Here is a 13,741-nt window from a genome sequence, read left to right as displayed (position 1 = left end):
CTAAGCCCCCAACACGCTTTGCCCGCAAACCCGCAAGGCTTGCCCGGTGAACGCGCCGGTGCCCGGTTGCGCCAGCCATGCCACCGCTTCGGCGACGTCTTGTGGCAGACCGCCCTGGCCCAGCGAGCTCATGCGCCGCCCGGCCTCGCGCAGGCCGAACGGGATGTGTGCGGTCATTTGGGTTTCGATGAAACCGGGTGCCACCGCGTTGATGCTGATGCCCCGCGCCTGCAACGACGGCGCCCAGGCTTGCGCCAGACCGATCAGGCCGGCTTTGCTCGCCGCGTAGTTGGTTTGCCCGCGATTGCCGGCAATGCCGCTGATCGACGCCAACAGAATCACCCGGCCGTTGTCGCGCAGGGTGCCATTGTCGAGCAAGGCTTTGGTCAACACTTGTGGCGCATTGAGGTTCACCGCGAGCACCGCGTCCCAGAATTCCGGGGTCATGTTGGCCAAGGTTTTGTCGCGGGTGATGCCGGCGTTGTGCACCACGATATCGACGCCGTCCGGCAAGTGTTCGACCAGTTGCGTGGCCGCGTCTTCGGCGCAGATGTCCAGCGTAACGCTGCGGCCACCCAAGCGTGCGGCGAGGGCTTCCAGGTCATTTTTGGCCGGTGGCACGTCGAGCAGAATCACGTCGGCGCCATCCCGGGCCAGGGTCTCGGCGATCGACGCGCCGATCCCGCGCGCGGCCCCGGTGACCAGTGCCTTGCGCCCGGCCAGCGGTCGCGTCCAGTCAGTTACCGGCGTATCGCAGGCGTTCAGGCGGATCACTTGCCCGGAGACGAACGCGCTTTTGGGCGAAAGGAAAAATCGCAGCGGACCTTCCAGTTGATCTTCGGCCCCTTCGCCGACATGGATCAGTTGCAAGGTACCGCCGCTGCGCAGCTCTTTGGCCAGCGAGCGGCTGAAACCTTCAAGTGCACGCTGGGCGCTGGCGGCGAACGGGTCGCTCAAGGATTGTGGATCAAGTCCCAGGATCACGAGATGCGCACAGTGATCGAGGTTTTTCATCAGCGGCTGGAAGAATTCACGCAGCTGCTTGAGCTGATCGGTGTGCAGCAGATCGCTGGCGTCGAACACCACGGCTTTGAGTTTCGGGCCATGACCGGGAATCCACGCAGTCGCCATCGAAGGCTCGGAACCGTAGCTGTAGATCGCGTCGGTCAGGCGATTGGCGAAGGCGCTGACTTTCTCCGCCAGCGGCCCGCCACCGATCAGCAGCGCACCGTCTACCGGGCGCAGCCGGCCTGCTTGCCAGCGTTCCAGGCGTGTCGGCGAAGGCAGGCCCAAGGCTCCGACCAGACGATGGCCGATGGAGGAATTGGCGAAGTCGATATAGCGGTCAGACATGGAACGCGCTCCGAAAGCTGGGGTTCAAAGTGTGGACCACGATTGGCAATCAGTCGTTCGATCCACGAGATAAGGCCTACGCTTGATCATTGTAGGAGCTGCCGAAGGCTGCGATCTGTTGATCTTGATTTCAAAAATCAAAGGCAAAAGAACGCAGCCTTCGGCAGCTCCTACAGGGGGAAGTGTTCAGATCAGATTTTTCATCAGGGGATTTTCATGACTCAACTGCGTCGCGTCGCAATCATTGGCGGTAACCGGATTCCCTTCGCCCGGTCCAACGGGCCATACGCCACCGCCAGTAACCAGGAGATGCTCACCGCCGCGCTCGAAGGCTTGATCGAGCGTTACAACCTGCACGGTCAGCGCATTGGCGAAGTGGTTGCCGGAGCGGTGCTCAAGTTGTCGCGGGACATGAACCTGACCCGCGAATGCGTGCTCGGCTCACGGCTGTCACCTGCGACCCCGGCCTATGACATTCAGCAGGCTTGCGGCACCGGTCTGGAAGCCGCGTTGCTGGTGGCCAACAAGATTGCCCTGGGCCAGATCGAGTGCGGCATTGCCGGTGGTGTCGATACCACCTCCGATGCGCCGATCAGCGTCAGTGAAGGGGTGCGCAAGATCCTGCTGCAAGCCAACCGCGCCAAGAGCACGGGCGACAAACTGAAAACTTTTCTGCAATTACGGCCGCACCATCTGATCCCCGAGTTCCCGCGCAACGGCGAGCCTCGTACCGGTTTGTCGATGGGTCAGCATTGCGAGTTGATGGCGCAAACCTGGAACATCCCTCGCGAAGCACAGGATCAGCTGGCTCTGGAAAGCCATCAGAAACTGGCCGCGTCCTACGCCGAAGGGTGGCATAACGACCTGATGACGCCGTTCCTCGGCCTCACCCGCGACAACAATTTGCGTGCGGATTCGACGCTGGAAAAGCTCGCCGCGCTCAAACCGGCCTACGAAAAAAGTGCCAAGGGCACCCTGACGGCGGGCAACTCCACGCCACTGACCGATGGCGCGTCCCTGGTGCTGCTGGGCAGCGAAGAGTGGGCGAAGGAACGTGGTTTGCCGATTCTCGCCTACCTGCGCGACGGCGAGGCGGCGGCGGTGGATTTCGTCAACGGTGCCGAAGGTTTGTTGATGGCGCCGGTGTACGCAGTACCGCGTTTGCTGGCGCGCAATGGCCTGAGCCTGCAGGATTTCGACTACTACGAAATCCACGAAGCTTTCGCCGCGCAAGTGCTGTGCACGCTGAAAGCCTGGGAAGATCCGGAGTACTGCAAAACCCGCCTCGGCCTCGACACTGCGCTGGGCTCCATCGACCGCAGCCGTCTCAACGTCAAAGGCAGTTCGCTGGCGGCGGGGCATCCGTTTGCCGCCACGGGTGGGCGCATTGTTGCCAACCTGGCGAAGCTGCTGGATGCAGCGGGGAAAGGGCGTGGGCTGATTTCGATTTGTGCGGCAGGCGGCCAAGGCGTGACGGCGATCATTGAACGCTGAAAACTGTAATGGGATGAAACCGAAAACCTGTGGGAGCTGGCTTGCCAGCGATGGGGATTGCACATTCGACATCTCTGTTGCTGACACACCGCTATCGCTGGCAAGCCAGCTCCCACAGGTATTACCGGTGTTGAATAGACTTTCGACATGACCTAACGTTGGCCTATCTGCCGTCTCGCAACACAAGGCCAGTCAATGCCGACTAACGGACAAATCTCCCTCGAACGAAGCATCCCACCGATCACCGTACTGCCGCGTCCGCTGTATGCCCGGGTGGAAAGCCTCAATGCCGGTTCCTGGACGCCGTCCCATCGACATGACTGGGTGCAGTTTTCCTACGCCATCAGTGGCGTTCTCGGTGTGCACACCGCCGAAGGCAGTTTCTTTGCGCCGCCGCAATGGGGCATCTGGATTCCGGCGGATCTTGATCATCAAGTGGTGACGTCGATGCGCGCCGAAATGCGCAGCCTGTACGTGCGCCGCGAGGATTGCCAATGGGCGGACGGGCGTTGCCGCGTACTGGAAGTGACCCCACTGGCCCGGGAACTGATCAAGAGTTTTTGCCAGTTGCCCGTGGAGTACCCACAGGGCGACAGCCAAGAGGCGCGCTTGGTAAGCGTGTTGCTGGATCAATTGGCGGGGTTGCCGGAAGTCGGGTTTTCCCTGCCGCTGCCCCGCCACGAACGGTTGTTGGGGTTGTGCAACGAACTGATCGAAAACCCCGAACGCAACGTGACGTTGCAGGAATGGGCTGAGCGTTTGGGGACCTCGGAAAAAACCCTGATGCGCCTGTTCCAGCGCGAAACCGGCCTGAGCTTTCGAGGTTGGCGGCAACGGGCGCGATTGCTGTCGTCGTTGAGTTTGCTGGAGGAAGGGGACAGCGTCACCAACGCGGCGCTGTCGTGTGGGTATGACTCGACGTCAGCGTTTATTGCCGCGTTCAAAAGCTTGTTCGGGTTTACCCCGGGGGAGTTGTTCAAGCAGTAGTGCCGGACAAAAATCGCAGCCTGCGGCAGTTCCTACGCCCATCCCTGTAGGAGCTGCCGCAGGCTGCGATCTTTTGCTCCTTAGGTCCTGAAGCGACGCACCAACCCATCCAGCTCATTGGACAATCCGGCCAGGCTTTGCGAATCCAGTCGCGCCGAGTTCGCCAGTTCCGCCACCAGTTGCGCATCGCCATGGATCTGGCTGATGTGCCGGTTGATGTCTTCGGCCACCTGATGTTGCTGTTCCGCGGCGGTGGCAATCTGTGTGTTCATGTCGCGGATCACGTCCACCGATTCGCGGATCTGCCCGAAGCTGCTGCGCGCTTCGCCAATGCGTGACACCGACTGTTGCGACACTTCCAGGCTCGCATGCATCTGCTGCGTCACCTGGCTGGTGCGCTTGGCCAGATTACCCAACAGCCCGTCAATCTCCGCAGTGGAGTCGGCTGTGCGTTTGGCCAGTGCCCGAACTTCGTCGGCGACCACCGCAAAACCACGCCCTTGTTCACCGGCCCGCGCTGCTTCGATGGCCGCGTTCAATGCCAGCAGGTTGGTCTGTTCGGCGATCGAACGGATGGTCCCGAGGATCGACTGGATGTCATTGCTGTCGCGCTCAAGCTGTTGCATCGATTGCGCGGACTGCTCGATTTCCTGGCTCAGTCGATCGACGCTGCTCACCGCGGCGTCGATCTGTTGCTGGCCTTCGCGGGCCTGACGCTGGCCGCTGTCGGCGGACTCGGCCGCCTGGCTGCACGAACGCGCTACTTCGTTGGCGGTGGCGACCATTTCGTGGAACGCCGTGGACACCATGTCCACCGCTTCACGCTGGCGCCCAGCGGCTTCGGCCATGTCGCTGGACACCTGGGTCGAGCTTTTCGAGGTGGCGAGAATCTTTGTGGCGGCACCGCCGATGCTCTGGATCAGGTTGCGAATCGCGGTCAAGAACTGGTTGAACCAACTGGCCAGTTGCGCGGTTTCATCGCTGCCACGCACTTGCAGGTTCTTGGTCAGGTCGCCTTCACCTTGGGCGATGCCTTCCAGGCCATCGGCCACGCTGCGGATCGGACGCACGATGACGCTGGCGAAACTGGCGCCGACCACTGCAAAGATCACCGCCAGCACTGCCGCGATGATGGCGATCAACCAGGTCAACTGGGTCGCGGTGCTCATCACATCGCTTTGCTTGATCAGGCCGATAAAGGTCCAACCCAGTTGCTCGGAAGGCCAGACGTTGGCCATGTAACGCTCGCCATTGAGTTCGACTTCAACCAGGCCTTTGCCGGCCTTGGCCAGTTGCGCATAACCTTCGCCGAGGCTGCCCAAGGCTTTGAAGTTGTGTTCCGGTTGCTTCGGGTCGACCAGCACGGTGCCGTTGTTTTCCAGCAGCATCAGGTAACCGGTTTCGCCGAGTTTGATCTGTTTGACCAGTTCGGTGAGCTGTTTGAGCGACACGTCGATACTGACCACGCCGCCGTTGGTGCCCAGCTTATTGTCGATGGTGCGGACGGTGCTGACGTAGGACGTATCGTTTTCGGCCCAGTAATAAGCCTCGGTACGGAACGGCTTGCCCGGTTTGGCCTGGGCCGCCTTGTACCACGGACGCTGGCGCGGGTCGTAGTTGGCCAGCTTGGCATCGTCCGGCCACGACACATAGCCACCGGCGGCGGTGCCGAGAATCGCGTAGGCATAGGACGGGTGAGCGTTGCCCAGTTCCTGCAGGAAGCTGAAGAGTTTCTTGTCCGCCTCACCTTGAGGAACGCTGGCGGCGTTGGCGCTCATGTAGGTCTTGAGGCTGTCGTCGGAATTGGTGATCAGCGGTTGCTTGGCCAGGTACTCGACGTTCTGGCTGATGCCGTCGAAAAACAGTTGCATGGCATTGCTGACCTGACGGATTTCACGACCGCTGCTGTCGATGAATCCGTCCTTGGCATCACTGCGCAAGTTCAGCACAACGAGGGTGGCGACCAGCACCACGGGCAAGCAGGCGATGATTGCAAACGCCCAGGTCAACTTCTGTTTGATGTTCATCCGCGCTCCAGATTTTCTTGTAGGCCCACGCAGTGCAGATGACTCGCGGTTTATTGGCAGCCGTAAACGTTCTTGGTCAACCCTGATCCTTGAGTGCGGCATCGCCTTTATTGGGGGAGCGATTGTCGGACAAATCACTTTGTCACTTAGGACTTCGGCTGTTGTCGGAGGAAATTGAGGGCTGTGAAGAAAAATCCTGCGATGTGCGGAGCGTGGGATGTCAGCTTCTGTCACAAATGCCCTCGCAGGCCTTGAACAACAAGTGGTACAGGCTCGGCTATGATCGTTGGCGACCGACGAAGGACGTCAGGTTTTTGTGAGGAATCCGGCACATTGTGTGCTTCTTGTTGTTCCTGGCAGTGTTCATAGGTCGGCACCCCCTCCCACCGATGAGTGGATTGCCGTATAACGAATGACTTTCGCGTGTTTGGTAATAAAGGACCCACAATAAAAGCTGATGAAGACTCCAAAACGCATTGAACCCCTGATCGAGGACGGTCTGGTCGACGAGGTGCTGCGCCCACTCATGAGTGGTAAAGAAGCAGCTGTTTACGTAGTGCGCTGCGGCAACCAGTTACGTTGCGCGAAGGTCTACAAGGAGGCGAATAAACGCAGTTTCCGTCAGGCGGCCGAGTATCAGGAAGGCCGCAAGGTGCGCAACAGTCGTCAGGCCCGGGCCATGGCCAAGGGCTCCAAGTTCGGCCGCAAGGAAACCGAAGACGCCTGGCAGAACGCCGAAGTGGCGGCGCTGTTTCGTCTGGCCAACGCCGGCGTGCGGGTGCCCAAGCCGTATGACTTCCTCGAAGGCGTGCTGCTCATGGAGCTGGTAGCCGACGAGTACGGCGATGCCGCGCCGCGTCTGAACGACGTGGTGCTGGAGCCAGATCAGGCGCGCGAGTACCACGCGTTTCTGATTTCGCAGATCGTGCTGATGTTGTGTACCGGTTTGGTGCACGGTGACCTCTCCGAGTTCAACGTACTGCTGACGCCGACCGGCCCAGTGATCATCGACTTGCCGCAAGCGGTGGATGCCGCGGGCAACAACCACGCCTTCAGCATGCTGGAGCGGGATGTGGGAAACATGGCGTCCTATTTCGGCCGGTTTGCGCCGGAGCTGAAAAAGACTCGGTACGCCAAGGAAATGTGGGCCTTGTACGAGGCCGGTACCTTGCACCCGGCCAGTGTCCTGACCGGCGAGTTCGACGAGCCGGAAGAACTGGCGGACGTGGGCGGCATCATGCGTGAGATCGAGGCCGCGCGCCTGGATGAAGAGCGCAAGCAAGCGGCCCGTACGGCCGACGATGCGCCACCCGGCAAAACCGAAGAACCGCCTCCGCCCTGGATGCAGTGATCGGCTAAAGAAAAACCCGGCTTCGGCCGGGTTTTTTGTCATCCCCTGTAGGAGCTGCCGAAGGCTGCGATCTTTTGATCTTTGCTTCTGAAATCAAAAGATCGCAGCCTTCGGCAGCTCCTACACAAGAATCGGCTTTCAGGCGCGAACCGGTTTGACACAACACCCCGATTCCAGGTTCTTCAAAATCGGGCAGTCCGGCCGGTGATCCCCCTGACAATGCTCAACCAAGTCTTGCAGCGTATCGCGCAACTGGCCCAGCTCAAGGATCTTCTGGTTCAGCTCATCGATATGCTGCCGGGCCAGGGCCTTCACATCGGCGCTGGCACGTTGACGGTCCTGCCACAGGGTCAGCAGTTTGCCGACTTCCTCCAGCGAAAATCCCAGATCCCGCGAGCGTTTGATGAAGGCCAAGGTGTGCAGGTCGGCATCGCCGTACATCCGGTAACCACTGTCGGTGCGGTGCGCCGCCTTGAGCAAACCGATGGACTCGTAATAACGGATCATCTTTGCGCTCAGGCCGCTGTGACGGGCCGCTTGGCCGATGTTCATCGGTTGTCCTCCAGATCCTCGGGTTTCCAGGTTTTCAACAGTAACGCATTGCTCACCACGCTGACGCTGGACAACGCCATCGCCGCACCGGCCAGCACCGGATTGAGGAAACCGAAGGCTGCCAGTGGAATACCGACCAGGTTATAGACGAAGGCCCAAAACAGGTTCTGGCGGATTTTTGCGTAGGTCTTGCGGCTGATTTCCAGCGCCGCAGGCACCAGGCGCGGATCGCCGCGCATCAGAGTGATGCCGGCTGCGTGCATGGCCACATCGGTGCCGCCGCCCATGGCGATGCCGATGTCGGCGGCGGCCAGTGCCGGGGCGTCGTTGATGCCATCACCGACCATCGCCACCACGCCGGTTTTTTTCAGCGCCGCGACGGTCGCGGCTTTGTCCGCCGGCAGCACTTCGGCGTGCACGTCGGTAATGCCCAGCGCCTCGGCAACCACTTTGGCACTGCCGCGGTTGTCACCGGTCAGCAAATGGCTGCTGATGTGCCGTGCGCTCAATTGCTGCACCGCATGCAGTGCGCCGGGTTTGAGGGTGTCACCGAAGGCAAACAGGCCCAACACCTTCGGCGCGGGACTTTGCTCGATCAGCCAGGACAGCGTCCGGCCTTCGGTCTCCCACGCGGCAGCGGAATCCGCCAACGCACCAGCGCTCAGGCCGCTTTCTTCAAGCAGGCGCCGGTTGCCCAGCGCCAGTCGCCGTCCTTCGAGAGTGCCGGCAATGCCGCGACCGGTCAGGGACTGGCTGTCAGTGACGGCGTCCACCGGCAACGAGCGTTCAGCGCAGGCATCCAGCACCGCTTTGGCCAATGGATGCTCACTGCCGCGTTGCAGGGCGCCGGCCCGTTGCAGCAGCGTGGCTTCGTCACCGTCGACGGCACTCAAGTGTGCGATGCGCGGAGCGCCCGAGGTCAGGGTACCGGTCTTGTCGAACACCACCGCACTGACTTCATGGGCACGTTCCAGCGCTTCGGCGTCCTTGATCAGAATGCCGTAACGCGCGGCCACACCGGTGCCGGCCATGATCGCCGTCGGCGTGGCCAGGCCCAGCGCACAAGGGCAGGCGATCACCAACACCGCAACGGCATTGATCAACGCGGTTTCCAGCGGTGCGCCATACAGCCACCAACCGATCAGCGTCGCCAGGGCCAGTAACAGCACCACCGGGACGAAAACCTGGCTGATTTTATCCACCAGTTTCTGGATAGGTGCCTTCGCGGCCTGAGCGTCTTCCACCAGCCGAATGATGCGCGCCAGCACGGTTTCCGCGCCGAGCGCCTGTGTGCGGACCAGCAATCGACCTTCACCGTTGATCGCGCCGCCCGTCACCTTGTCACCGGGTTGTTTCGGCACCGGCAGGCTTTCACCGCTGATCAACGCTTCATCGGCATGGCTCTGGCCTTCGACCACTTCACCGTCCACCGGAAAACGTTCGCCGGGTTTGACCATTACCAGATCATCGAGGCGCAGGGCGCTGATAGCCACATCCTGTTCGCGACCGTCGATGACCTGAATGGCCCGCTCCGGCCGCAACGCCTCCAGTGCGCGGATGGCGCTGGCGGTCTGGCGTTTGGCGCGGCTCTCCAGGTATTTACCCAGCAACACTAGAGCGATTACCACTGCCGAGGCTTCGAAATACAGATGCGGCATACGCCCGGCAGCGGTGGCCCACTCGTAGACACTCAAGCCATAACCGGCGCTGGTGCCCAGGGCGACCAGCAGATCCATGTTGCCGGCACCAGCGCGCACAGCTTTCCACGCGGCCACATAAAACCGCGCGCCGAAGATGAATTGCACCGGAGTGGCCAAGGCAAATTGCGCCCACGCCGGGAGCATCCAGTGCACGCCGAACGGTTGCAGCAGCATCGGCAACACCAGCGGCAAGGCGAGGGCGATGGCGGCGATCAACGCCCAGCGTTCGCGGTGCAGGCGGGTTTGTTGAGTGTCGGTTTGTGGGTGTTCGGCTTCCCAGACGCTGGCGGCGTAACCTGCTTTGGTCACGGCGGCGATCAAGGTTTGCGGATCGATTTGGCCGAGCAGTTCCAGGTGCGCGCGTTCGTTCGCCAGGTTGACGCTGACGCTCTTCACCCCCGGCACCTTGTTCAGCGCACGTTCGACGCGGCCGACGCACGACGCGCAGGTCATGCCGTCGATGCACAATTCGAGGGATTGCTGCGGCACGCTGTAACCGGCCTTGGCCACAGCATCCATTAAGGCGGGCAGGCTGTCGGCGGGTGCCTGGACCCGGGCCTGCTCTGTGGCGAGATTGACGCTGACAGCACTGGCACCGATGACTTTGCTCAAGGCCCGCTCGACACGCCCGGCGCAGCTGGCGCAAGTCATGCCGGCAATCGGCAGATCGAATGTGGTGGAATCGGACATCGGTCGCACTCCCTGTAGTAGATGCCTACAGGATCAACCTTGCCATGTTGGCAAGGTCAAGCGCCATTTTTCAAAGCAAAAGATCGCAGCCTTCGGCAGCTCCTACACAATTATGTGTACGTCTGTAGGCGCTGCCGAAGGCTGCGATGTTTTGACAGGCGACTCAGTACCCCAAGCCTGCACGTTTGAGATACATCCCTTCCTGCGTCATCGCGATCCGGTACTTGAGCACATCGCCGGCCCTGAGTTGGATGTCCTGCGAGCCCGGCGCCAGCATCCCCGGATTGCAACCCGGTGCCTGGCCCGGCAGCAGTTTGAGGCGCAACGACACATTGCCCGCTGGCAGGTTGAATGACGTGCTTTGCTCCTGGAACAGCCGCGCCGCCAATTGGTCCTGGATGTACACACCGATTTCGCAACTGGTCGCGACTTCCAGGCGCTCGCGGGAAATGATCAGCACGCCATAGTCCTCCCCGGCGGCACTGGCCGACGGCACGGCGGCGAAAAGGCTGAGGAAGCCAAACAGGCTGAAAGCTGACCAGCGCATGGCTGAATCTCCTGAGATCGAGTCATTGATGAACGCAGCTTGGCCGAGCGCGACGCCGATTGCCAGCCCGGCAGATCACTTCAGAACTTGACCTTGCCATGGTGGCAAGCTCAAGACTGTACTCAACCTCATTCAAGAGCCTCATCAAAGGAGTCTTTCCATGCAAGTGTTCAATGTTGAAGGTATGTCCTGCGGTCATTGCGTCCGGGCCATCACTCAGGCTGTTCAGGCCAAAGACCCGGCCGCCAGCGTGCGCGTCGATCTCGCGGCCAAGGAAGTCGGCGTCGAGAGCGCACTGTCAGCGCAACAGGTGATCGAGGCGATCAGTGAAGAGGGCTACGGCGTCAAACTGGCCTGATCTTTTTAATAGTTAGCGAGCTATCGTAATGTTCAAGGCGTCCATGCGGGGCTAGACTGTCGGGCTGCCGACTAATGCCTGGATGCCTGATGAACTTCCGTACCATTCTGATTCTTGGCGCGTTGAGCGCTTTCGGTCCGCTGGCGATCGACTTCTACCTGCCAGCCTTCCCGGCCATGGCGCTGGCATTCGGTACGGACGAGCAACACGTTCAACAGACATTGGCGGCGTACTTCCTCGGCCTGTCCATCGGTCAGTTGGCCTATGGCCCGGTGGCTGACCGTTTCGGGCGACGCCTGCCTTTGTTGATCGGAGTCGGGTTGTTTACCGCTGCCTCATTGGCTTGTGCCTACGCGCCGAATCTTCAATGGCTGATCGCTGCACGCTTTGTCCAGGCCTTGGGCGGCTGCGCAGGGATGGTGATTTCGCGGGCGGTGGTCAGCGATAAATGTGATGCGGTGGGATCGGCCAAGGTCTTTTCGCAATTGATGCTGGTGATGGGCCTGGCACCCATTCTGGCGCCAATGCTGGGCGGCGTGCTGGTTAACACCACGGGTTGGCAGTCGATCTTCCTGGCCCTGACCGGTTTCAGCGCACTGGCAGGATTGGCCGTGGCGTTCGGGTTGCCGGAAAGCATGCCGGCCCATCTGCCACGCCAGCCGATGTCAGGGGCGCTGCGTCAGTACGGACGTCTGTTGAAAGATTCGGTGTACCTCGGCCACGCGCTGACCGGCGGTATCGCCATCGCCGGGATGTTTTCCTACATCGCCGGTTCACCGTTCGTCCTCATCAAGCTCTATGGCGTCCCGGCCGAGCACTTTGGCTGGTTCTTCGGGGCTAACGCGGCCGGGTTCATTCTGGTGGCGCAGGTCAACGCACGTTTGCTGGCCAAGCGCGGGCCGGCATTCCTGCTGTCGCGGGCGGTGTGGGTGTATCTCGGCGCCGGTCTGGCGTTGCTCGCCGTCAGTGCAATGCACACCGCGCAACTCTGGCCTTTGCTGATTCCGCTGTTCGTCTGTATCGCCAGTCTCGGTTGCATCCTTCCCAACGCATCGGCGTGCGCGATGAATGGCCAAGGGGCCCGGGCCGGTAGCGCCTCAGCGATGCTCGGTTGCATCCAGTTCAGCGTGGCCGCTGGTGCCGCCGCGCTGGTGGGGATTTTGCACGACGGCAGCGCCATGCCGATGGCCATGGTCATCAGCCTGTGTGCGATTCTGGTGGTGGGCGTGGCGATGCTCACCCGGCGTTTGCAAAATGCCCGGGCACTGGTGAAGGCCCAGGTCTGACGGCGGGTCAGCCGGCAGCGCGCTGCGGGTGAAGGACGGGGATCTGGTGAGGGGCGTGTATGCGCGCTTCAAGGAGGCGTGTGAACGCCAGGGCTTCAGCTTCGCTACGGAACGTCACGGCATGCTGGTCCAGGCGAACTTGCCACTGGGATTTTGCCATTTCTTTTATCAGGATCTTCATATTCGATCTCCTCTCGTAAAAGACGACACGCAAAGGGTTGCCTCGCAGGAGCTTCGATTGTAGCCCCGAATACGACCGCTATTGTGACAGGGGTCAATTGTCGGACTGACGGTTTGTAACAAAAAACATCGCCGGCTCCGGATCAGCCGGCGATGTTTTTTTCAGGTTTTCAGAACCCTTCCAGCACGATCTTGCCCTTGGATTTTCCGCTTTCCAGCAGCGCATGAGCCCGGCGCAGATTCGCCGCGTTGATGGTGCCGAAATGCTCGCCAACCGTGGTTTTCAGCGTCCCGGCATCAATCAACTGCGCCACGCGGTTGAGCAAGTGGTGCTGTTCAATCATGTCCGCGGTTTCGAACAAGGAGCGGGTGTACATGAACTCCCAGTGCAGCGACAGGCTCTTGCGCTTGAGCTTGGTCACGTCGAGGCTTTTCGGATCGTCGATCAGCGCCAGTTTGCCCTGCGGTGCCAACGCCTCGACCAGCTGATCGAGGTGATGGTCGGTCTGGGTCAGGCTGGCAACGTGAGTCACCTGATCAAGACCTGCTTGTTTGAGCGCTTCGCTCAGCGGCTGGCTGTGGTCGATCACATGATTGGCGCCCAGCTCTTTGACCCAGCTCTGGGTTTGTGGGCGTGATGCCGTGCCGATCACCTTAAGCGCGGTGAGCTGCCGGGCCAGTTGCGTAAGGATCGAACCCACCCCGCCAGCCGCACCGACGATCAGCAGGCTCTGGCCTTCATCGGTTTTGCCCTTACGCACTTGCAGGCGCTCGAAGAGCAATTCCCAAGCGGTGATGGCGGTCAAGGGCAGGGCGGCGGCTTCTGCGAAACCAAGGCTCTTGGGCATGTGGCCGACGATCCGCTCATCGACAACGTGCAGTTCGCTGTTGCCGCCGGCCCGGGCGATGGAGCCGGCGTAGAACACCTTGTCACCGGCCTTGAACAGGGTCACGTCGCTACCGACCGCCTTGACCACACCGGCCACGTCCCAGCCCAGCACTTTGGCTGCGCCAGCTTCAGGCTGGACGTTCTGACGGACCTTGGTGTCCACCGGGTTCACCGAAATGGCTTTGACTTCGACCAACAGATCGCGCGGCCCGGCGACCGGCTCCGGCAGTTCGATGTCTTGCAGGGATTTTTCGTCGCTGATCGGCAGGGACGCGTAATAGGCAATGGCTTTCATGCAGGGCTCCGCAACAGTAATAGAAGAAGGCT

Annotated in this window: 12 protein-coding genes and 1 pseudogene; 5 read left to right on the top strand and 8 right to left on the bottom strand. The window is 61.0% G+C overall.

Translation table 11 applies throughout. The annotated features are described in order from the left end of the window. A complete protein-coding gene (locus tag KVG88_RS19725) occupies positions 1-1,353 on the bottom strand; it encodes a 3-oxoacyl-ACP reductase (protein WP_150704071.1) in 1,353 nt (450 codons plus the stop codon). 216 nt (positions 1,354-1,569) lie between these two features. Here KVG88_RS19725 and KVG88_RS19720 point away from each other — a divergent pair, with 216 nt between their 5' ends. Then, a complete protein-coding gene (locus tag KVG88_RS19720) occupies positions 1,570-2,847 on the top strand; it encodes an acetyl-CoA C-acetyltransferase (protein ID WP_217872521.1) in 1,278 nt (425 codons plus the stop codon). A gap of 195 nt (positions 2,848-3,042) precedes the next feature. Next, positions 3,043-3,834 carry an AraC family transcriptional regulator gene (locus KVG88_RS19715; protein WP_150705205.1) on the top strand — a complete coding sequence of 264 codons (792 nt, stop codon included), beginning with the start codon at positions 3,043-3,045 and terminating at the stop codon, positions 3,832-3,834. Positions 3,835-3,914: 80 nt separating this feature from the next. Here KVG88_RS19715 and KVG88_RS31380 read toward each other — a convergent pair whose 3' ends face one another. Both KVG88_RS31380 and KVG88_RS31375 read right to left on the bottom strand, forming a co-directional pair. Beyond that, entirely contained in the window at positions 3,915-4,643 is a 729-nt protein-coding gene (locus KVG88_RS31380; protein ID WP_408002978.1) for a methyl-accepting chemotaxis protein, read from the bottom strand. A gap of 129 nt (positions 4,644-4,772) precedes the next feature. After that, positions 4,773-5,705: pseudogene (locus KVG88_RS31375) on the bottom strand (cache domain-containing protein); the annotation flags it as partial. A gap of 613 nt (positions 5,706-6,318) precedes the next feature. Here KVG88_RS31375 and KVG88_RS19705 point away from each other — a divergent pair. After that, positions 6,319-7,212, top strand: a complete 894-nt coding sequence (locus KVG88_RS19705) for a PA4780 family RIO1-like protein kinase (protein ID WP_150705207.1) — start codon at positions 6,319-6,321, stop codon at positions 7,210-7,212. 138 nt (positions 7,213-7,350) lie between these two features. Here the strand turns inward: KVG88_RS19705 and cueR are convergent, their stop codons facing one another. From cueR to KVG88_RS19690, 3 genes are all read right to left on the bottom strand, one after another. Continuing rightward, positions 7,351-7,764, bottom strand: coding sequence for a Cu(I)-responsive transcriptional regulator (gene cueR / locus KVG88_RS19700; RefSeq protein WP_150705208.1), 414 nt, complete (start codon positions 7,762-7,764; stop codon positions 7,351-7,353). Further along, on the bottom strand, positions 7,761-10,154 hold the full coding sequence (locus KVG88_RS19695; protein WP_217872519.1) for a heavy metal translocating P-type ATPase: 2,394 nt from the start codon (positions 10,152-10,154) through the stop codon (positions 7,761-7,763). Before KVG88_RS19695 ends, cueR begins: the two co-directional genes overlap by 4 nt. 163 nt (positions 10,155-10,317) lie before the next feature. Beyond that, positions 10,318-10,701, bottom strand: a complete 384-nt coding sequence (locus tag KVG88_RS19690; RefSeq protein ID WP_150705210.1) for a hypothetical protein — start codon at positions 10,699-10,701, stop codon at positions 10,318-10,320. Positions 10,702-10,861: 160 nt separating this feature from the next. Here KVG88_RS19690 and KVG88_RS19685 point away from each other — a divergent pair, with 160 nt between their 5' ends. Further along, entirely contained in the window at positions 10,862-11,059 is a 198-nt protein-coding gene (locus tag KVG88_RS19685) for a heavy-metal-associated domain-containing protein (RefSeq protein WP_150705211.1), read from the top strand. Between the two features lie 89 nt (positions 11,060-11,148). Next, positions 11,149-12,345, top strand: a complete 1,197-nt coding sequence (locus tag KVG88_RS19680; RefSeq protein WP_217872518.1) for a multidrug effflux MFS transporter — start codon at positions 11,149-11,151, stop codon at positions 12,343-12,345. A gap of 7 nt (positions 12,346-12,352) precedes the next feature. On the opposite strand, the gene KVG88_RS19675 is transcribed toward KVG88_RS19680, so the two are convergent. Together KVG88_RS19675 and KVG88_RS19670 are read right to left on the bottom strand one after the other, a co-directional pair. After that, a complete protein-coding gene (locus KVG88_RS19675) occupies positions 12,353-12,526 on the bottom strand; it encodes a hypothetical protein (protein WP_217872517.1) in 174 nt (57 codons plus the stop codon). 169 nt (positions 12,527-12,695) lie between these two features. After that, positions 12,696-13,709: a zinc-binding alcohol dehydrogenase family protein gene (locus KVG88_RS19670; RefSeq protein ID WP_217872516.1), complete on the bottom strand. Its 1,014-nt coding sequence runs from the start codon at positions 13,707-13,709 to the stop codon at positions 12,696-12,698. Positions 13,710-13,741: the final 32 nt, after the last annotated feature.

Source organism: Pseudomonas azerbaijanoccidentalis (assembly GCF_019145495.1).
GTDB classification, from domain to species: domain Bacteria; phylum Pseudomonadota; class Gammaproteobacteria; order Pseudomonadales; family Pseudomonadaceae; genus Aquipseudomonas; species Aquipseudomonas azerbaijanoccidentalis.
Note: the sequence above shows the minus strand (reverse complement) of the source record. Positions and strands in the feature narration are given on the sequence as shown.

What these genes read in the sequence shown, in the direction of transcription:
- KVG88_RS19695 (WP_217872519.1), bottom strand. Translation starts at nt 10,154, where the DNA reads ATGTCCGATTCCACCACATTCGATCTGCCGATTGCCGGCATGACTTGC.
- KVG88_RS31380 (WP_408002978.1), bottom strand. Translation starts at nt 4,643, where the DNA reads ATGGTGTCCACGGCGTTCCACGAAATGGTCGCCACCGCCAACGAAGTA.
- KVG88_RS19675 (WP_217872517.1), bottom strand. Translation starts at nt 12,526, where the DNA reads ATGAAGATCCTGATAAAAGAAATGGCAAAATCCCAGTGGCAAGTTCGC.
- KVG88_RS19720 (WP_217872521.1), top strand. Translation starts at nt 1,570, where the DNA reads ATGACTCAACTGCGTCGCGTCGCAATCATTGGCGGTAACCGGATTCCC.
- KVG88_RS19685 (WP_150705211.1), top strand. Translation starts at nt 10,862, where the DNA reads ATGCAAGTGTTCAATGTTGAAGGTATGTCCTGCGGTCATTGCGTCCGG.
- KVG88_RS19690 (WP_150705210.1), bottom strand. Translation starts at nt 10,701, where the DNA reads ATGCGCTGGTCAGCTTTCAGCCTGTTTGGCTTCCTCAGCCTTTTCGCC.
- KVG88_RS19725 (WP_150704071.1), bottom strand. Translation starts at nt 1,353, where the DNA reads ATGTCTGACCGCTATATCGACTTCGCCAATTCCTCCATCGGCCATCGT.
- KVG88_RS19680 (WP_217872518.1), top strand. Translation starts at nt 11,149, where the DNA reads ATGAACTTCCGTACCATTCTGATTCTTGGCGCGTTGAGCGCTTTCGGT.
- KVG88_RS19705 (WP_150705207.1), top strand. Translation starts at nt 6,319, where the DNA reads ATGAAGACTCCAAAACGCATTGAACCCCTGATCGAGGACGGTCTGGTC.
- cueR (WP_150705208.1), bottom strand. Translation starts at nt 7,764, where the DNA reads ATGAACATCGGCCAAGCGGCCCGTCACAGCGGCCTGAGCGCAAAGATG.
- KVG88_RS19715 (WP_150705205.1), top strand. Translation starts at nt 3,043, where the DNA reads ATGCCGACTAACGGACAAATCTCCCTCGAACGAAGCATCCCACCGATC.
- KVG88_RS19670 (WP_217872516.1), bottom strand. Translation starts at nt 13,709, where the DNA reads ATGAAAGCCATTGCCTATTACGCGTCCCTGCCGATCAGCGACGAAAAA.